General features: G+C 72.0%; 14 protein-coding genes. 10 read left to right on the top strand and 4 right to left on the bottom strand.

Annotation, left to right across the window (positions count from 1 at the left end; genetic code table 11):
* The first annotated feature begins 4 nt into the window (after positions 1 to 4).
* The 4 genes from pcaG (at position 5) to ACIA8X_RS08185 (ending at position 3876) form a co-directional block, all read left to right on the top strand.
* The gene (gene pcaG / locus ACIA8X_RS08170; protein WP_393444499.1) at positions 5 to 610 is read left to right on the top strand and encodes a protocatechuate 3,4-dioxygenase subunit alpha; all 606 of its coding nucleotides are present in this window, start codon (positions 5 to 7) and stop codon (positions 608 to 610) included.
* Positions 607 to 1905, top strand: coding sequence for a 3-carboxy-cis,cis-muconate cycloisomerase (gene pcaB / locus ACIA8X_RS08175; protein ID WP_399458005.1), 1299 nt, complete (start codon positions 607 to 609; stop codon positions 1903 to 1905). Before pcaG ends, pcaB begins: the two co-directional genes overlap by 4 nt.
* Positions 1902 to 3020, top strand: coding sequence for a 3-oxoadipate enol-lactonase (gene pcaD, locus ACIA8X_RS08180; protein WP_399458006.1), 1119 nt, complete (start codon positions 1902 to 1904; stop codon positions 3018 to 3020). The genes pcaB and pcaD overlap by 4 nt, the downstream gene beginning before the upstream one ends.
* Positions 3021 to 3084: 64 nt before the next feature.
* Positions 3085 to 3876, top strand: a complete 792-nt coding sequence (locus ACIA8X_RS08185) for an SDR family NAD(P)-dependent oxidoreductase (RefSeq protein WP_399458007.1) — start codon at positions 3085 to 3087, stop codon at positions 3874 to 3876.
* Positions 3877 to 3979: 103 nt separating this feature from the next.
* Here the strand turns inward: ACIA8X_RS08185 and ACIA8X_RS08190 are convergent, their stop codons facing one another.
* A complete protein-coding gene (locus ACIA8X_RS08190; protein WP_399458008.1) occupies positions 3980 to 6649 on the bottom strand; it encodes an ATP-binding protein in 2670 nt (889 codons plus the stop codon).
* A gap of 230 nt (positions 6650 to 6879) precedes the next feature.
* On the opposite strand from ACIA8X_RS08190, the gene ACIA8X_RS08195 reads away from it, so the two are divergent.
* The 3 genes from ACIA8X_RS08195 to ACIA8X_RS08205 all read left to right on the top strand — a co-directional run bounded on the left by ACIA8X_RS08195 (position 6880) and on the right by ACIA8X_RS08205 (position 10603).
* Positions 6880 to 8157: an MFS transporter gene (locus ACIA8X_RS08195; protein WP_393444509.1), complete on the top strand. Its 1278-nt coding sequence runs from the start codon at positions 6880 to 6882 to the stop codon at positions 8155 to 8157.
* A gap of 4 nt (positions 8158 to 8161) precedes the next feature.
* A complete protein-coding gene (locus ACIA8X_RS08200; RefSeq protein WP_399458009.1) occupies positions 8162 to 9316 on the top strand; it encodes an anhydro-N-acetylmuramic acid kinase in 1155 nt (384 codons plus the stop codon).
* Between the two features lie 75 nt (positions 9317 to 9391).
* Positions 9392 to 10603, top strand: coding sequence for a DUF2510 domain-containing protein (locus ACIA8X_RS08205; protein ID WP_393444513.1), 1212 nt, complete (start codon positions 9392 to 9394; stop codon positions 10601 to 10603).
* A 183-nt stretch (positions 10604 to 10786) separates the two neighbouring features.
* Here ACIA8X_RS08205 and ACIA8X_RS08210 read toward each other — a convergent pair whose 3' ends face one another.
* Positions 10787 to 11401 (bottom strand): TetR/AcrR family transcriptional regulator, encoded by a 615-nt coding sequence (locus ACIA8X_RS08210; RefSeq protein WP_093910243.1) that lies wholly within the window; start codon positions 11399 to 11401, stop codon positions 10787 to 10789.
* A gap of 189 nt (positions 11402 to 11590) precedes the next feature.
* Here ACIA8X_RS08210 and ACIA8X_RS08215 point away from each other — a divergent pair, with 189 nt between their 5' ends.
* Complete coding sequence (locus tag ACIA8X_RS08215; RefSeq protein WP_399458010.1) at positions 11591 to 12403, top strand: phosphatase PAP2 family protein; 813 nt, start codon at positions 11591 to 11593, stop codon at positions 12401 to 12403.
* Positions 12400 to 13365 carry a hypothetical protein gene (locus ACIA8X_RS08220; RefSeq protein WP_399458011.1) on the top strand — a complete coding sequence of 322 codons (966 nt, stop codon included), beginning with the start codon at positions 12400 to 12402 and terminating at the stop codon, positions 13363 to 13365. The genes ACIA8X_RS08215 and ACIA8X_RS08220 overlap by 4 nt, the downstream gene beginning before the upstream one ends.
* Before the next feature lie 27 nt (positions 13366 to 13392).
* Here the strand turns inward: ACIA8X_RS08220 and ACIA8X_RS08225 are convergent, their stop codons facing one another.
* Positions 13393 to 15444 carry a phosphocholine-specific phospholipase C gene (locus ACIA8X_RS08225; RefSeq protein WP_393444518.1) on the bottom strand — a complete coding sequence of 684 codons (2052 nt, stop codon included), beginning with the start codon at positions 15442 to 15444 and terminating at the stop codon, positions 13393 to 13395.
* Positions 15445 to 15606: 162 nt separating this feature from the next.
* Here ACIA8X_RS08225 and ACIA8X_RS08230 point away from each other — a divergent pair, with 162 nt between their 5' ends.
* Entirely contained in the window at positions 15607 to 16914 is a 1308-nt protein-coding gene (locus tag ACIA8X_RS08230; protein WP_399458012.1) for an MFS transporter, read from the top strand.
* Positions 16915 to 16945: 31 nt separating this feature from the next.
* On the opposite strand, the gene ACIA8X_RS08235 is transcribed toward ACIA8X_RS08230, so the two are convergent.
* Positions 16946 to 17977, bottom strand: coding sequence for a LacI family DNA-binding transcriptional regulator (locus ACIA8X_RS08235; RefSeq protein WP_399458013.1), 1032 nt, complete (start codon positions 17975 to 17977; stop codon positions 16946 to 16948).
* Positions 17978 to 18137: the final 160 nt, after the last annotated feature.

An 18137-nucleotide genomic window follows, 5' to 3' on the forward strand; every position in this document is an offset into this window, starting at 1 on the left:
TGCGATGACGAAGATCGACACGAGCCGTCCGGAGACGGTGCTGCCCACTCCGTCGCACACCGTCGGCCCCTTCTACGGCCACGCCCTGCCCTTCCCCGGCGGCGGTGACATCGCGCCCGTCGGCCACCCGGACACGATCGCGCTGCAGGGGTACATCCTCGACGGCGAGGGCAAACCGCTCCCGGACGCCTTCGTGGAGCTGTGGGGCGCCGACCCGGACGGCAATCTCCCGCAGGTCGACGGCTCGATGCGGCGCGACCCGGCGAGCGGCGGCTTCCTGGGCCGCAACGGCGTGGAGTTCACCGGCTGGGGCCGTATCCAGACGGATGCCAACGGGCACTGGTCCGCGCGGACCCTGCGGCCGGGGGCACGCGGGCAGAGCGCGCCGTACCTCAGTGTGTGCGTGTTCGCGCGCGGGCTGTTGGTGCATCTGTTCACCCGGATCTATCTGCCTGGCGACGACGCGGTGCTGGCCGCCGACCCGCTGCTCTCCCGGCTGGACGAGGCGCGGCGCGACACGCTGATCGCCGAGGACCGGGGCGATGGCACATACCGTTTCGACATCCGCCTTCAGGGCGAAGGCGAGACGGTCTTCCTGGAGTTCCAGTGACTTCTGTCGATTCCGACGACACCGGCCTGCTCGCCCCCGGGTGGGCAGGCTCCCCCGCCGCCCACGCGACCGGCGACACGGCCTACCTCCAGGCCCTGCTCGACGCGGAGGCTGCCCTCACCCGGGCCCAGGCCGCCCTGGACCTCGCCCCGGCCGAGGCGGCGTCGGCGGTCACGGAGGCGGCGGACGCCGGCCGATTCGACGTACGCTCCCTCGCCGAGCGGGCCCGTGCCGGCGGCAACCCGGTCATCCCCCTGGTCGCGGATCTGACGAAGGCGGTCGGCGACACGTACGGCCCCTACGTCCACCGGGGCGCGACCAGCCAGGACATCATGGACACGGCGACGATGCTGGTCGCCGCGCGCACCCTCGACCTGGTCCTCCGCGACCTCGACCGCACGCAGCGGGCGCTGGCCCGGCTGGCCGCCGAGCACCGCGACACCGCGATGCCGGGGCGGACGCTCACCCAGCACGCCGTACCGACGACGTTCGGTCTGAAGGCGGCCGGTTGGCGGTCGCTGGTGCTCGACGCGCGGGACCGGGTGACGGCCGTACGGGACTCGCTGCCCGCCCAACTCGGCGGCGCGGCGGGCACGTTGGCGGCCTTCGGGACGTACGGCGCGAGCGATCCGACCGCGCTGCCGACGGCGTACGCCCGCGAACTCGGCCTTCGGGCGCCCGATCTGCCCTGGCACACCCTGCGGACGCCCGTCGCCGATCTCGCCGGGTGCCTCGCTTTCACGGCGGGGGCGCTCGGCAAGGTCGCCGTGGACGTCCTCACCTTGTCCCGCACCGAGATCGCCGAGGTCGCGGAGGGCAGTGGCGGGGGCTCGTCGGCCATGCCGCACAAGTCCAATCCCGTACGGTCCACCCTCATCGCGTCCGCCGCACGGCGGGCGCCGCAGCTCGCGGCCACGCTGTACGGGTCGCTGGCCGCTGAGGACGAGCGGCCGGCCGGGGCCTGGCACGCCGAGTGGGAGCCCCTGCGGGAACTGCTGCGGCTGGTCGGCGGCGCCGCGCGGGACGCGGTCGAGCTGGCCGAGGGGCTGCGGGTGCGGGCCGACGTGATGCGTGAACACCTGGATCTCACCCGCGGGTTGATCGTCTCCGAGCGGCTCTCCGCGGAGCTGGCCCCGGTGCTGGGCCGGGCCCGCGCCAAGGAACTGCTCACCCGGCTCGCGTCCGCGGGGCGCCCGCTCGCCGAGGCACCCGAGCTGGCGGACGTCGACCTCGATCCCACCCACTACACCGGTTCCGCCGGTTCCCTCACCGACCGTGCTCTGGAGCGACGTTGACCGACAAACTCCTCAACCACCGTGCCGAGGGGCCCACTTCCGCTCCCCCGCTGCTGCTCGGCCCCTCGCTCGGCACGTCGTACGCCCTCTGGGACAAGGTCGCGCCCGAGCTGTCGATCACCCATCGGGTGGTGCGCTGGGATCTGCCGGGGCACGGTGGATCCGCCGCCGATCTCATCGGGGCGGGCGCCACCGTCGGTGATCTCGCCCGCCTGGTGCTGGCGCTCGCCGACTCGCTCGGCATCGAGCGGTTCGCGTACGCGGGTGTCTCGCTCGGCGGTGCCGTGGGGCTGCATCTCGCCGTGCACCATCCGGAGCGGGTCGCGTCCCTGGCCGTGATCTGTTCGTCGGCGCACTTCAACGGTGCGAAGCCGTGGGAGGAGCGGGCCGCGCTGGTGCGGCGCGAGGGGCTGTCGGGGCTCGCCGAGGGCGCGAACACCCGCTGGTTCACGCCCGGGTTCACCGTGCCTGAACTGGTCCAGGACCACCGGGACGCCGATCCGGCCGCCTACGCCGCCTGCTGTGACGCGCTCGCCGCCTTCGACCTGCGGGAGCGGCTGGCGGAGATCTCCTCGCCGACCCTGCTGATCGCCGGACGCGAGGACCCCGCGACCCCGCCCGCGCATCTGCGGGAGATCGCGGACGCCGTGCCGGGTGCCGCGCTCGTCGAACTCCCGGGCGCCTCGCATCTGGCGCCTGCGCAGTGTCCGGAGGCCGTGCTGACCGCCCTGCACGCACACTTGGACGGGGGTGCCAAGCGGGGCATGGAGGTGCGGCGCGAGGTCCTCGGCGACGCGCACGTCGACCGGGCGCAGTCCCGGCAGACCCCCTTCACCGCACGCTTCCAGGACTTCATCTCGCGCTACGCCTGGGGCGAGATCTGGACCGACCCGACGCTCACCCGTCGCGAGCGCAGCATGATCACCCTGACGGCGCTGGTCGCGCACGGTCACTACGACGAGCTGGCCATGCATGTGCGCGCGGCGCGGCGCAACGGGCTGACGCCGGAGGAGATCGGGGCCGTACTGCTGCAGACGGCGGTGTACTGCGGGGTTCCGGCGGCGAACTCGGCGTTCGCGGCGGCGCAGCGCGTCCTCGCCGAAGAGGAAGGGTGACCCTGCTGGTCGTAGCCTCAGCAGCACCTCGCGCATGCCTCCACCCCGTGCCTACGGTGGAGGCATGTCCACGATTCTCATCACCGGCGCGACCTCGGGTCTCGGCCGGTACGTAGCCTTCGAGCTGGTCCGCTCGGGACACGTCGTCCTCGTACACGGACGGGACCCTGGCCGTACGGAACAGCTGGTCGAGGAGTTGCGCACCGAGGGTGACGCCGAGGGGTTCGTCGCCGATCTGGCCTCGCTGACGCAGGTGCGCGAGCTGGGCGCGCATGTCGCCGACGCGCATCCCGACCTGGACGTGCTGATCAACAACGCGGGCGTGGGAGCGGGTGCGTCCGGCGCGGGGCGCGAGCTGAGCGCCGACGGCCACGAACTACGGCTCGCCGTCAACTACTTGGCTCCCGTGGCGCTGACCCTCGCGCTGCTCCCGGTGCTGCGCGCGAACACCCCCGCCCGGATCGTCAACGTCGGCTCGGTCGGCCAGGAGCCCCTCGACTTCGACGACGTGGAGTTCCGACGCGGATACGACGGCTTCGCGGCCTACCGACGGGCCAAGTTCGCCCTGGCGGCCCATACGTTCGCCCTCGCCGAGGAGTTGGCGGACACCGGTGTCGCCGTGAACGTGCTCCACCCGGCGACCTTCATGGACACGGCGATGGTGCGCGAAGGCGGGGTCGCCCCCTGGAACACGGTCGCCGACGGCGCCCCGGGTGTCCTGGCCCTGGCGACCCAGGACCTGGGCACGGGCGCGTACTTCGACGGCACGAGCCCTTCCCGGGCGCACGAGGCGACGTACGACCCCGAGGTGCGCAAGCGGCTCTCGGCGGTCACCGATCAACTCCTGACGATCTGACGCGCCCTGAAGGGGCGCGGGGCTGTAACAATGTGCGGCTCCGCCGCAGGGGCGCGACCAGCCACGACGGCGCCGCAGAAGACAGACGGCCCCCCGCGGCCCCCTAGCGGAGCGCAAGCGCCGCCTCCGCCTCCAGCACCAGCCCGTCCGCACCGCACGACCGTGCCAGGGTCAGCCCGCGCTGGAGTTCCGTGGACGAGCGGGCGGCGAGGCCGTACTCGACGCGGGCGGCCGCGTGTTCGTACTGGCAGGGCGAGGACTCCAGGTAGGTGACGGCCTGTTCGGCGAGGCGGACCGCGCGCTGGCCGGTCTCCAGGGCGGCGGCGCAGCGCAGGGCCTCGCCGATGGCGGTGTCGGTGCCGAAGCGCTCGGCGTGGCGGCGGACCTCGGTGGCGAGCCGGGCGGCGCGCGCCGGGTCCTGGCTCGCGAGGGCGCGGGCGAGGTCCACGGCCCAGGGGACCAGAACCGTGTTGTGGTGGCCGCGTACGGCCGCCGCCTTCTCCGCCGCCTCCAGTTCGTTGATGCCTTCCTGCGTGCGGCCGACCGCGATGAGCAGACGGCCGCGGACCGAGCGCGGGTCCGGCAGGACGATGGTGGACGGGTAGGGCGGGGCGAAGCCGTGCTCCTCGGCGACCTCCCAGGCCTCATCGACATGGCCGCGGGCGAGCAGGGTGTCGACGAGGTTGCAGGTCGCGGACCAGTGCAGGGGCAGTCGGCGGCCGACGCGCTCGGCGAGCGCCAGCGACTTGCGCAGGGATGCCTCGGCCTCGCGGAGCCGGCCGCGCCTGCGGTGTCCGACGCCGACGTAGGCGTGGGCCAGGGCGAGGTGGCCGCCGCTCCAGCCGGCCGACTCGTAGGCGCGCAGGGCCTCGTTGTAGAGGGCCTCGGCACGGTCGAGGCGGTCGGTGAAGGCGTAGGAGTTGGCCAGCATCATCAGCAGCTCGATGCCCCACTCCGGGTCGGTCCAGCCGAGCCCGGGGGCGAGGCGGCCGTTGACGAGGGCGCGGTCGCACAGCTCGGCGACCTCCTCGGCGTTCTCGCCGCGGGCCATCACGTCGAAGCCGCGCAGGATGAGCAGCGCGCGCTCGGAGTTGTCGCGGCCGGTGCAGGTGCCGGCGAGGTCGGCCAGGCGTGCGGAGCGTCCGGGTGAGGTGGCCTCGCCCGCGTAGATGCCCTCCCACATGAACTGCACCGCCTGGAGCCGCAGTTTGGCGGGTCCGGCCTGGTGCTTGGCGGCTTCCGCCTCGACGGTGCGGACGGCCTCCTCCAGCTGGTCGTTGTGGAGCAGCGCCTGGGAGAGGCGAAAGACGGCGTCGACGCGTTCGTCGCCGTCGAGGCCGGGCATGGCCAGGGCGGTCTGGAGGTGGTCGATGGTGGTGGCGGGCGCGGTGAGCAGGGTGGCGCAGCCGAGTTCGTGGAGCACGCGCGCGTGGACCTCGGGCAGGGGCGGCTCCAGCAGGGCGCGCTCCAGACAGCGGCGGGCCGCGTCGGGGGCGCCGACGGCGAGGTGTTCGCGGGCGGCCTCGCGCAGCTGCTCGACGAGTTCCTCGTCGTTGTCCGGGTGGACTTCGAGGAGGTGGCGGGCGGCGACCGCGGCTCCGCGACCGTTGTCGGTGACGACGCGGGCGGCGATGCCGTGCATCGCGGTGCGCAGGGCGTCGGGGATGGAGTTGTAGACGGCGGTGGCGATCAGGGGGTGCACGAACTGCAGCTCGCCGTCGTCCGGTTGGGCCCCGGCCGGGTCGGGCTCGGTGAGGATGCGGGCGGTGCGCAGGAGGTCGGCGCAGCGCTCGGCGTCGTCCACGCTCATGGTGGCGAGTTCGGCCACCAGGTCGACCGAGATGCCGGTGCCGAGGATGGCGGCCGCCCAGGCGAACCGGGTGGCGTCGATGCCGAGCGTCTCCAGACGGGCGACGAGGCCGCCGCCGCGTGCCGCCCGGTTCAGGGCGCGCAGTTCGCCGGCCGCGGACTCGGTCGGCTCGAACTCGCTGTCCTGCACCTTGGCGAGGAGTTCCACGGTCTCGTAAGGGTTGCCGCCGGTGACGGCCCAGACCTCTCGGCAGAACGGGGCGTCGGCGTGCTCGCCCAGGGTGGCGCGGGTGAGGCCGGCGGTGGCGTCCGGGGTGAGGGCGCTCAGGTTGGCGACGGAAGAGCCGGCGGCGGCGATCGTGTCGAGGTGGCGGGCGCTGTCGCCGCTGACTCCGCCGGGGCGGCGGGCCATCACCACCATGACGCTCTGCTCTCCGAGGCGTTCGGCGAACGCGGCGAGCCAGCGCAGGGTCTCCTGGTCGGCCCAGTGGGCGTCGTCGATCAGCAGCACCAGCGGCCAGTCGCGCCGGGCGAGTCGGCGTACGACCGCCACCAGGCCGTCGCACACGCCCTGCGGGTCGGCCTGGCGCTCGCCGGGGTCCGTTATGCCGAGGGCGGGTCCGGCGATGTCGTACCAGTCGCCGAGGTACTCGCGCGCCTCTTCCGGCATCAGCGACAGCAGCGCCGGCTGCAGCAACTGCCGTACCACGTTGAAGGGGACGGAACTGAGGGTCTCGCTGCCACGCGCGGACCACACCATGCAGCCGCGGGCCTCGGCGAGGCGGCGGGTCTGGGCCAGCAGCGCCGTCTTGCCGAGTCCGGCTTCGGCCCGCAGCACCAGGAGGCTGCCCGAGGAGGACTTGTCCGCTGCCAGAGTGTCGAGGGCCCGCTCGACCGCGGCGAGTTCCTCGTCGCGCTCCCAGAGGGAAGCCGAGGCGGCCGTTGTGGGCCGTACCTCCGTCATCCCGCTACCTCCCCAAGTCGCCCGAACGACGTACAGACCTTGAGCGTAGCCGTCCGATTGCCTAAGTGGAGGCCGGTCCGGGCAGCTGTTGCCGTGATGGGTGAAAGCGCGTGCGCTCGGGCGACGCGCATGGCCCGCGACCTGCCCGGCTGAAACTTACCGACAGTCAAGAACCGACGGTCAAACGGCAGTCCGACCGGCAGTTGGACCGATAGTCAGAAGGCTCGGGAATGACACTGACGCAGCATGACCGCAGCACGGTCCGGTCCCGCAAGGCGCTGGTCGCGGGATCGGTGGGCAACTTCATCGAATGGTACGAATTCGGTGTCTACGGCTACTTCGCGACGATCATCGCGGCGCGCTTCTTCACGCCGGAGGGCGGCAGCGAGGCCGAGGCGCTGGTGAGGACGTACGCCTCGTTCGCGCTGGCGTTCTTCTTCCGCCCCGTCGGAGCGGCCCTGTTCGGCCGGCTCGGCGACCGGATCGGCCGCAGGCCGGTACTGATCCTGGTGATCACACTGATGACGGGTGCGACGACGCTGATCGGAGCGCTGCCGACGTACGCCACGGTCGGCGCCCTCGCGCCCTGGCTGCTGACGTTTCTGAGGGTGCTGCAAGGGCTCTCCGCGGGAGGGGAGTTCGGCGGCGCGGTCTCGGTGATGACCGAGTTCGCGCCACCGGGGCGGCGCGGGCTGTACGGGTCGTGGCAGTCGTTCACCGTGGCGCTGGGTCTGCTGGGCGGGGCGGGTGCGGCGGCGCTGCTGGCCACCGTACTGACTGAGGATCAACTACATGACTGGGGCTGGCGGTTGCCGTTCCTGCTGACGTTACCCCTCGGGCTCGGCGCGCTGTGGCTGCGGCTGAGGCTGGACGAGACACCGGCGTTCCGGGAGGAGAGGGAGGCCGAGCGACCGCCGGCGCGGGAGATCGCGAGGGCGATCGCGCTGGGCGCCGGGCGGATCATGGGCTGGGCGGCGGCCGGGTACACCTTCCTGGTGGTGCTGCCGTCGTATCTGCAGTCCACGCTGGACGCGACCTTCCAGCAGGCGCTGATCGCCACGGTGCTGGCCAACCTCGGTTTCGCGGTGACGATCGTGCCGGCGGGTTGGCTCAGCGACCGGTTCGGGCGGCGGCCGGTGATGCTGACGGGGGCGGTGCTCGTGGTGGTCCTCGCGGTGCCGTTGCTCAACCTTCTCCAGGACCCGGGCGTTTCCCTCACCGTGAAGGGAGTGGCGGTGTGCGGCGCGGGTGCCGTCGTGGGGCTGATGGCGGGACCCGGTCCGGCGATGCTCGCCGAGCTGTTCCCGACGAACGTGCGCTACACGGGGCTGGGACTCGCCTACGCCCTGTCCAATGCGGTGTTCTCGGGCTGCGCCGGGCTCATCATCACGGAGACGATCGAACGGACCGGGAGCGTGGACATCCCCGCGTACTACGCTGCCGCGACCTGCGCGGTGAGCGTCCTCGCGCTGGCATGGAACCCCAGGGCCTGGAGAAAGGCGAGTTGAGCGGATGCGGGTGATCGGCCTGATGTCGGGCACGTCGTACGACGCCATCGACGCGGCTGCCGCCGACCTGAGCCTCGTCGGGGACTGCCTCGTCCTCAAGCCGCTGGGGCTGGTGAGCGAAGCGTACGACGCAGCGCTGCGCGAGGCGCTGGCGGCGGCGCTGCCGCCGGGGACGACCTCGATGGCCGAGGTGTGCCGGCTGGACACGCGGATCGGGCAGGCCTTCGCGGCGGCGGCCGTCCGGGCGGACCGTGAACTGTGCGACGGGCGGGCCGAGTTGGTCGCCTCGCACGGGCAGACGGTGTACCACTGGACCGAGGACGGACAGGTGCACGGCACGCTGCAGCTCGGGCAGCCCGCGTGGATCGCCGAGGCGACCGGGCTGCCCGTGGTCGCCGACTTCCGGCCACGCGACATCACCGCCGGCGGCCAGGGCGCACCGCTGGTCAGCCTGGTCGACCTGCTGTGGCTGCGCGGCCGGACGGGCTCGCCCGTCGCCCTCAACCTCGGCGGCATCGCCAACCTCACCGCACCCGACGGCACCGCTTTCGACACCGGGCCGGGCTGCGCGCTGATCGACGCGGCGGCCCGGGGGTTCAGCGGCGGGCGTCTTGCGTACGACGTGGACGGGGCGCTGGCCGGTCGCGGCACGGTCCACGAGCCGCTGCTGCGCAGGCTGCTGGAGGAGCCGTACTACGCGCTGTCCGCGCCCAAGACGACCGGCAAGGAGCTGTTCCATCTCGGCCATCTGCGGGACGCGCTGGCCGGGGTCGGGACGCTGCCCGCCGAGGACGTCGTCGCCACCCTGACCATGCTCACCGCCCGGACGGTCGCCGACGCCGTGCGCGCGGTGGGCGCGACCGAGGTGATCGCCTCGGGGGGCGGGACGTGCAACCCCGTGCTGATGAGGATGCTCGGGCAACTGCTGCCCGGGGTGGCGCTGCGCACCTCCGACGAGCTGGGGCTGCCGGCGGCGGCCAAGGAGGCGTATGCCTTCGCCGTGTTGGGGTTTCTGACCGCGCACGGGTTGCCCGGCACCGTGCCGACAGCCACCGGTGCGCGGCACGCGCGCGTGCTCGGTTCCGTCACCCCCGGCCAGGACGGACTGCGGCTGCCTGCGCCCGCTCTGGAGCAGCCGGTACGGCTCGTTCTGGAGTGACGCGGATCGAAGTCCGGAGGCGTCGGGGCCGGATCCTCTCATCACACTTTCACCGAGGCCTCATACGGTGGACCCATGACGCAGGTGACTCCTCCCGGCTGGTACCCCGACCCCGGCCGGAAAAGTGACGGTCCGCCCACCGAGCGCTGGTGGGACGGCAAGGCATGGACGGACCAGGTCCGGCCCGCGGGGTCGGCCGCCGAAGGGACGCCTCCAGGGCAACCTCCGGCCGACGGGGCGCCCTCGGGGCAGCCGGCGGCCGACGGTTCTCCGTCGGGGCAGTCGGCGACTGACGATTCTCCGGGGCAGCCCGCAGCCGACGGTGCTCATCCGGCGTATCCGGCGCAACCACCGGCCGGCGCGGCTCATCCGGGGTATCCGGGACAGCCGTCGGCCGACACGGCTCATCTCGCGTATCCGGTGCATCCGGGGTATCCCGGCGAGCCTCCGTCGAGCGGGCGGCGGGGACTGCGCACCGGCATAGCGGTGGGGGTGGCCGCGGTCGTCCTCGCGAGCATCGGTGTCGGTGTGTACGCGCTGACCGCCGACGGCGGCTCGGGCGGCGCCGGCGCCGGCGCCGGCTCCCAGCAGGGCAGCGGTGGTCAGGGCGGGCCCGGCGGACAGGGCGGTCAAGGCGGGTCCGGCGGTGGTCAGGGCGGCCCCTTCGGTGACTCCGGCGGCGGCAACGGGGGTTCCGGCGGTGGCAACGGGGGTTCCGGCGGTCAGTCGCCCTCCCCCGACCAGTCCGAGGCGCCGAAGGTGGACAGCGGTTCGGTGACCGACCCGGTGAGCGGGATCAGCATCCCGATTCCGGACGGCTGGTACGGCCAGCAGCTCAACTTCGGCGCGCACGTGGCGTCGGACGACACGTACAAGTGCCCCGCCGACACCTCCCAGACCTGCCAGAAGGGCGGCGCCTACTCGGCCCCGGCGATCGCGCACGGCACCAAGGGCGACACGGCCGAGGAGGTCGCCAAGGCGGACATCGAGGCGAACGCCGAGGAGTCCTACGGCAAGGGGTACGGAAAGATCACCTCGCACGAGGTGCTGGCGTCCAAGGCGGTGACGGTGGCCGGGCAGAAGGGCTACCTGGTCCGCTGGAAGGCGATCACCAGCAAGGGCACCGACGGCTATGTCGAGTCGCTGGCCTTCCCCTCGCCCGCCATCGACCAGCAGATGGTCGTGGTCCGTCTCGGCGTCGACACCACGGAGAAGCAGTCGATCCTGGACGAGATCGCCAAGGGCATCAAGGTGTCCACCGGGGGTGGCAACGGCCAGGACGTCTGAGCCGCTCCTGCGCTCGTTCGCCTGTTTCGCCCCGGACATGATCCGGACATGATGCGGCCGGGTGGGGCGCCCCTCCACTCAAGGGGAACCCCACCCGGCCGGGGGGTGCGCGCCGCCCCCGTCCCCACGGTGCGGCGCGGAACAGGTCACCGTCCAGTCATCCCGTGGACGGCGGCCTGAGTCTCAGGTCAGGCCCAGCGTCGGCAGCACCGCGGCCTCCACGAACCGGACGATGTAGTCGGGGTCGGCGTCCTCGCCCTCCAGGACGGGGCGGGCCCGCAGCACGCCGAAGATCTGCGCCGGGATGTACTCCAGGGCCGGATGGTCGGCGGCCACCTCCCCCCGGTCGACACCGCGCTGCAGGATCTCCTTCAGCGCGTCGAGCTCGGGGTCGATGAGCGCCTCGCGCAGCGCCCGCTGGAGTTCCGGGTCCTGCATGACGGCGTGGCCGAGGGCCTGGAACAGCCGGGTGTCCTTGCCCGACCACGCCCCCGCCGCCCGGGCGGCCTCCTTCAGATCCCCCGCGAGGGTGCCGGTGTCGATGCCCTCGAAACGGGTCCGCCGACTGGCACGCAGGGCTGCCGCCACGAACTGCGGCTTCGTCTTCCACTGCCGGTAGAGCGTGGACTTGCTGCAGCGCGTGCTGGCGGCGACGCCCTCCATGGTGACGGAGTCGTAGCCGCACGCGCGGATCTGTTCGAGCACGGCGTCGAAGAACTCCTGCTCACGCTCGGGCGTGATCTTGGAGCGGCGCGAGGCGGTGACCGTGTCCGGTCCGTCCGCAGCCTGCGACGTCATCTGCTCGTCTCCTCGCTCGGTGCGACGTCCCGCGGTGTGAAGGGGGCCGCGTTTCCAGTGTGGCGTACGTCTATCGATACGCCACTGTACCGGAACGCTCCCGTATCGGTACAGTGGCGTATCGGTACAGTGGCGTTTCGGTACGTCGCCGTATCGATGACCCACCGTTCGGCGAAAGGGCCGGGGGAAATGAATGGCCGCACCGAGCCTGCAGAAGCGGAGACCGACGCGATAGCGCGGCCTCCGCTGGTCCGTGAGCTCCTGCTCGTCGCAGGGCTCTTCCTCGTCTACAAGCTCGGCCGGCAACTGGCCACGGGCCACACCGGAGAGGCCTTCCGCAACGCCGACCGTGTGTGGAACTTCGAACGAGCAGCCCACCTCCCGGGCGAGGGGTCGGTGCAGAACCTCCTCCTGCACGACGACGCGCTCATACACATCGCGAACACCTACTACGCGACCGTCCACTTCCCGGCCACAGCGGCCTTCCTGGTCTGGCTCTACCTGCGGCGCCCCGCGCACTACGTCTGGGCCCGCCGCGTCCTCGCCGCCGTCACCGCCGCCGCCCTGGTGGTGCATCTGACGTTCCCGCTGGCCCCGCCGCGCATGCTGGCCGCGGCCGGTCTGGTCGACACCGGCCAGGTGTACGGCCCCTCCGTCTACGGCTCCCCCGAGACCGACCACCTGTCGAACCAGTTCGCGGCGATGCCGTCGCTGCACTTCGGCTGGGCCCTGATGGTGGCGATAGGCCTGATCGCGGCGACCCGGTCGCGATGGCGCTGGCTGTGGCTGCTGCATCCGCTGCTGACGCTGCTGGTCATAGTCGGCACGGCCAACCACTACTGGCTCGACGCGATCGTGGCGACGGCGATGCTGGGCCTCGCCCTCGCGGCCATCAACCTGCCGCAGCGCACGGCGACGACGGCCGGACGCGGCGCCGACCGGCTCGTACCGGCCGCCCGGGACGAGGAGAACGCCCTCGTGGGAGCGGGAGCGGGCCGATGAACGCCACCCTCCTCGCCATCGTCCTGTCCCTCTTCTCCGCCGTCGCCTACGCCGCCGCGGCCGTCACCCAGGAGCGGCTGGCCTCCCGCGCGCAGGGTTCGGGTCTGCTCCGGCTGCTGGGTTCCGGCGCCTGGTGGGGGGCGGTTCTGCTCAACGGCTCCGGCGCGCTGCTGCACGTGGTGGCTCTCAAGTACGGTCCGCTGACCGTGGTGCAGCCGCTCGGTGCGCTCACCCTGGTGACGGCGGTGCCGCTGGGTGCGCGCATCGCGGGCCGACGGGTCAGCGCGGTCGAGTGGCGCGGTACGGCGCTGACCCTGGTCGGCTTGGCCGCGATCCTCGTCACGGCGTCCGGGCACGCGCCCGACGAGGTCCTGAGCACGTCCGAGGCGCTGGCGGTCGCGGCGGCGACCGTGGCACTGATCGGCATGCTGTCGCGGCCGGGCGCCCGGCCGGGGCTGCGGCACGCGGCGGCGTCCGGCTTCGCCTCCGGGGTGGCCTCGGCACTCACGCAGACCGTGACGGTGGCCCTGACGGACCACTCCGCCCCAGTGCTCAGCCTCCAGGTGTCCGGGGTGGCGCTGCTCATCGCAGCCCTCGCGGCGAGCGGACTGCTGCTGTCGCAGACCGCCTACCGGGGTGGCCTGGGCGGCCCGCTCGCGGTGGTGACCCTGGCGAACCCGATGGCCGCCGCGGTGATCGGGCTCGTCCTGCTCGGCGAGCGGTTGCAGGGCGGCGCGGCAGGCATCCTGCTGGCGCTGGCCGGTGCGGGCCTGGCGTCCTGGGGCGTGGTGCTGCTCAGCCGGGCGGCACCGGAGTCCGCCTCGGACACGGAGCACGTCGATCCCGCGTCGGTCGACGAGCACCCCGTGGCCGCCGTACTGGCCCTGGAGCCCGAATCGGCGAAGCCGGAGCCCGCGTTGGTGCCCCGGCAACCGGAGCCGGGGCACCTCACAGCACTCTGATCCGAGGAGTCCGTCCCTCGCGACCGGTTACTCGGTGATGATCGCCGGGTCGCTCACCCCCGGCCGCCCGTTCTCGACGCGCCCCGCGAACCGCCGCAGGAACGCCGGGTCGGCCTCGGAGGTGACGGTCAGGTCGTACCAGCGCCGGCTCGCCAGCAGGTCGACCGTGCGGCACACCGTGGCGCCGGGCCGCACGGTCACCGTCGTGGCGCGACCGTCGTATCCGCCCGCGATCTTCAGGCGGACGCTCGTCGTTCCCTTGTTGGTGAAGGTCAGCTCGATGTCGTCGCCCTTGTGCCGGGCTGTGACCTCGGGGCCGGCCGCCTTGTTCGAGCCCTTGAAGTAGCGCACGAAGCCGGCCGGGCCGTGCACGGTCAGGTCGTACGAGCCGCCCGAGTACGCCGAGTTCCAGGTGTCGGCGAGGCTCTTGCCGGCCTCGGTCGTGTACATCCAGGGGCCGTCGGTGCGGTTGCCGGACGTGACGTGGAAGGCGGCACCGGCCTTGGCGCCGGAGGCGAAGGACAGCGTGAACTTGCCGGCCGCGGCGTCCACCGAGCCGTCCACGTGCGGGGCGTACTTGAGCGGCCGGGAGGGCCGCAGACCGCGCTCCTGCTTGGGCATGTCCGGGTCGGCCGGCGGCGTCGGCTTGTAGTCCGGGTGACGCTCGCGGTCCTGCGGCTCGTACTCGTCCGTCTCCGGCAGCGGGGCGGGGCGGCTGTCCTTGCGGGAGAAGTCGAAGGCCGAGGTCAGGTCGCCGCAGATGGCCCGGCGCCAGGGCGAGATGTTGGTCTCCTCGACGCCGAAGCGGCGCTCCATGAAGCGCAGGATCGAGGTGTGGTCGAGGGTCTCGGAGCAGACGTAGCCGCCCCTGCTCCACGGCGAGACGACCAGCATCGGCACGCGCGGGCCGAGGCCGTAGGCGCCGGCCGGGCGGTTGCTGTCGCCCTTGTAGAGGTCGAGCGAGACGTCGACGGTGGACTTGCCCCGGGAGGCGTCCTTCGGCGGCAGCGGCGGGACCACGTGGTCGAAGAAGCCGTCGTTCTCGTCGAAGGTGATGAACAGGGCCGTCTTCGACCAGACCTCCGGGTTGGCGGTCAGGGCGTCCAAGACTTGGGCGATGTACCAGGCACCGTAGTTCGAGGGCCAGTTGGAGTGCTCCGAGAAGGCCTCGGGGGCCGCGATCCAGGAGATCTTCGGCAGCTTGCCGGCCTTGACGTCGGCCTTCAGCCGGTCGAAGTAGCCGTCGCCGTTCTTGACGTCGGTGCCGGTGCGGGCCTTGTCGTACCAGGGGTCGCCGGGCCCCGCGTCGCGGTACTTGTTGAAGTACAGCAGCGAGTTGTCGCCGTAGTTGCCGCGGTAGGCGTCCTCGATCCAGCCCCAGGAGCCGGCCTTGTCCAGACCGTCGCCGATGTCCTGGTAGATCTTCCAGGAGACACCCGCCTGCTCCAGGCGCTCGGGGTAGGTCGTCCAGCCGTAGCCCAGCTCGTCGTTGCCGAGGACCGGGCCGCCGCCGGTGCCGTCGTTGCCCGTGTAGCCCGTCCACATGTAGTAGCGGTTCGGGTCGGTGGAGCCGATGAACGAGCAGTGGTAGGCGTCGCAGACGGTGAACGCGTCGGCGAGGGCGTAGTGGAAGGGGATGTCCTCACGGGTCAGGTACGCCATGGTCGTGGTGCCCTTGGCGGGGATCCACTTGTCGTACTTGCCGCCGTTGTAGGCCTGCTGGCCGTCGGTCCAGCCGTGCGGGAGGCCCTCCAGGAACTGCATACCGAGGTCGTCGGCGTCCGGGTGGAACGGCAGGATGTCCTTGCTGCCGTTCGACTGGTGCCAGTTCGACTTGCCGTTGTCCAGCTTCACCGGGCGCGGGTCGCCGAAGCCGCGCACACCGCGCAGCTTGCCGAAGTAGTGATCGAAGGAACGGTTCTCCTGCATCAGGACGACGATGTGCTCGACGTCCTCGATCGAGCCGGTGCGGTGGTTCGCCGGGATGGCGGCAGCCCGCTGGATGCTGCTCGACAGAGCCGTGAACGCCGTGGTCGCGCCCGCGAGTTGAAGGAAGCTGCGCCGATTGACTTCGGGCATGAGTGAGGGACCTCTTCCCATTGAGGGTGATTTGACCGGACGGCATGTGACGGAATGCGCGCGGAAGGAGTGTTCCAGGAGCACCAAACGTCAGGGAAGGGTCCGGTGGCGCTCGTGTGAAAGTCGTGGGTACGTGAGGTGTGCCGGGGCCGGGGTGGGGGGATGGTCGCGATCATGACAGAGACGACCCAGAAGGATCCCTCGCCTTCCCCGCCGACGAAACGGCCCGTACGCCAGCTCCTCGCCGCCTCGGTCGGCAACGCCGTGGAGTGGTACGACTGGTACGCCTACACCTTCCTCGCCACCTACATCGCGGCCGAGGTCTTCCCCAAGAGCGCGGACAACTCCCTTGTCCCGCTGCTGTCGACGTTCGCGGTCTTCGCGGTGGGCTTCTTCATGCGGCCGGTCGGCGGGCTGCTCATGGGCGCCATCGCGGACCGACAGGGGCGGCGCGCCGCGCTGACGGTCACCATCCTCCTGATGGGCGGCAGCAGTCTGCTGGTCGGGCTGACCCCGACGTACGAGTCGGTGGGCGTCCTCGCTCCGGTGATCCTGGTCCTCGCCCGCCTCCTCCAAGGCCTGTCCGTGGGCGGCGAGTTCGCGGCGTCGACGACCTTCCTGGTGGAGTCGGCGGGGCCGGGGCGGCGCGGGCTGTTCTCCAGTTTCCAGTACGTGTCGACGACCGTCGGGCAACTGGTGGCGTCCGGTATCGCGACGCTGCTGGTGGACACCTTGAGCGACGGGCAGATGAACGGCTGGGGCTGGCGGGTGCCGTTCGTGCTCGGCGCCGTACTCAGCCTGGTCGGCTTCTGGATCCGGCAGGGCGCTGAGGAGACCAGGAGCGCCGAGCAGCAACAGGCCCCGCGCCCCGGCCTGTTGGAGGCGCTGCGCCGCCATCCCCGCCAGTCCCTGCTGATCTGCGGCATCACCGCGGGCGGCACGATCGCGTACTACACCTGGACGTCGTATCTGCCGACGTACGCCGAACTCAACGCGGGCATCGAGAAGTCCGACGCGCTGCTCGCGGGCACGATCTCGCTGGCCTTCTTCGCCCTGCTCCAGCCGCTGGGCGGCCTCCTGTCCGACCGCTTCGGCCGCCGCCCCCTGCTCCTCTTCTTCGGGCTGGGCTTCGCCCTGCTCACCGTCCCGCTGCTGCACGCCCTGCGCGACTCGTTCGCGGTGCTGCTGCTCGTGCAGTGCGCGGGCATGGTGCTGCTGACCGGGTTCACGTCGATCAGCGCGGCCGTGAACGCCGAGGTGTTTCCGCCGCGGGTGCGAGCGGCGGGCATCGGGTTCCCGTACTCGCTGACGGTCGCGATGTTCGGGGGTACGGCGCCGTACGTGGGCACGCTGTTCAAGGAGCTGGGTCACGCGGGCCTGTTCCCCTGGTACGTGGCCGCACTGTGTCTCGGCTCGTCGCTGGTGTACCTGCGCCTTCCGGAGACGGCGCACAAGGCGCTCGAACGGTGACTTCGCGGCGCCGGGGCCGCACCGCAGCGGCTCAGCGCGGCTCGGCGATGGTCCCGCGCACGACGAGCTGCGGGGTGAGGACCACCTCTCGGGGTTCGGTGCGGTCCTGGTCCAGGCGCTCCACCGCGGCGGCGACCGCGTACCGGGCCTGTTCCCGGGCCTCCTGGCTGACCGTGGTCAGGTTGAAGCAGCTCAGCCGGGACAGCGTGTCGTCGTCGTAGCCGGCCACGGACACCTCGCCGGGGACGGCCACTCCGGCGCGCTGGAGGGCGGCGAGGACGCCGATGGCGCACTGGTCGTTGTAGGCGACCACCGCGGTGGGGAGGTCGCCGGAGTCGAGGAGCTGGCGGGCGGCTCGTTCGCCGGCCTCCTCCGTGTTGTCGCCGCGCAGCACCCTGATGTGCGCGTCCAGGCCGTGCCGGCGCATGGCCGTGCGGTACCCGCGGCGCCGGTCCGTGGCGATCACGCCCTTGCCGCCGTCGACGTAGGCGATCGCCCGGTGGCCGAGGCCCACCATGTGGTCGACGATCTGGCCGACCCCTTCGTCGTCCGCGCTGCGCACGACGTCCAGCTCTCCGTCGGCGATACGGCGGCCGACGACGATGACGGGGGACTTCTGGTCCAGGGAGGTGAGGGTGTCGGCGGGGGCGGTCGGGCCGAGCAGGATCAGGGCCTCGCTGCGGAAGGCCAGCAGCGTCTCGACGGCGGTGTGCTCGTCGCGGGTGCGGGTCTGGGTGCTCAGGACCAGGTCGTAGCCGACCTCCTCGGCGGCCGTGTGCAGATGCTCGACCAGTTCCGCGTGGAAGGGGCTGTGCACGTCGACCATCACGCCGAGTAGCCGGGTGCGCCTGGAGGCGAGCATGCTGGCGGTGCGGTCCACCTGGTAGCCGAGGTCGGCGGCGGCCTTCAGGACCTTCTGACGGGTTCGTTCGCTGGGTCCGGGTACTCCGCGCAGCACGAGTGACACGGACGCGGTGGACACGCCCACGCGTGCTGCCACGTCCTCCAGTCGCGGGCGCCTGTTGGCGCCGTTGCGCCGACCCTCGGCCTCGACATCGCCCACTGCAAACCTCCCGGCGGCAATCTCCTCGCGCAACACCCTTGACACGCTCTGGAAACGAGCCGATAGTACCAGCACTTAAAGCGCTTTAAATTGTCCTGTTGTTTCAACCAAGAAAGCCCGAGAGTCAGGTCGATCGGGGTCGGCGTCATCGGCGTCGGTG

This window comes from Streptomyces sp. NPDC051738 (genome assembly GCF_044453205.1).
In the GTDB taxonomy this organism is placed as follows: Bacteria; Actinomycetota; Actinomycetes; order Streptomycetales; family Streptomycetaceae; genus Streptomyces.

What these genes read in the sequence shown, in the direction of transcription:
- pcaG (WP_393444499.1), top strand. Translation starts at nt 5, where the DNA reads ATGACGAAGATCGACACGAGCCGTCCGGAGACGGTGCTGCCCACTCCG.
- ACIA8X_RS08185 (WP_399458007.1), top strand. Translation starts at nt 3,085, where the DNA reads ATGTCCACGATTCTCATCACCGGCGCGACCTCGGGTCTCGGCCGGTAC.
- ACIA8X_RS08190 (WP_399458008.1), bottom strand. Translation starts at nt 6,649, where the DNA reads ATGACGGAGGTACGGCCCACAACGGCCGCCTCGGCTTCCCTCTGGGAG.
- ACIA8X_RS08195 (WP_393444509.1), top strand. Translation starts at nt 6,880, where the DNA reads ATGACACTGACGCAGCATGACCGCAGCACGGTCCGGTCCCGCAAGGCG.
- ACIA8X_RS08200 (WP_399458009.1), top strand. Translation starts at nt 8,162, where the DNA reads ATGCGGGTGATCGGCCTGATGTCGGGCACGTCGTACGACGCCATCGAC.
- ACIA8X_RS08205 (WP_393444513.1), top strand. Translation starts at nt 9,392, where the DNA reads ATGACGCAGGTGACTCCTCCCGGCTGGTACCCCGACCCCGGCCGGAAA.
- ACIA8X_RS08210 (WP_093910243.1), bottom strand. Translation starts at nt 11,401, where the DNA reads ATGACGTCGCAGGCTGCGGACGGACCGGACACGGTCACCGCCTCGCGC.
- ACIA8X_RS08215 (WP_399458010.1), top strand. Translation starts at nt 11,591, where the DNA reads ATGAATGGCCGCACCGAGCCTGCAGAAGCGGAGACCGACGCGATAGCG.
- ACIA8X_RS08220 (WP_399458011.1), top strand. Translation starts at nt 12,400, where the DNA reads ATGAACGCCACCCTCCTCGCCATCGTCCTGTCCCTCTTCTCCGCCGTC.
- ACIA8X_RS08225 (WP_393444518.1), bottom strand. Translation starts at nt 15,444, where the DNA reads ATGCCCGAAGTCAATCGGCGCAGCTTCCTTCAACTCGCGGGCGCGACC.
- ACIA8X_RS08230 (WP_399458012.1), top strand. Translation starts at nt 15,607, where the DNA reads ATGGTCGCGATCATGACAGAGACGACCCAGAAGGATCCCTCGCCTTCC.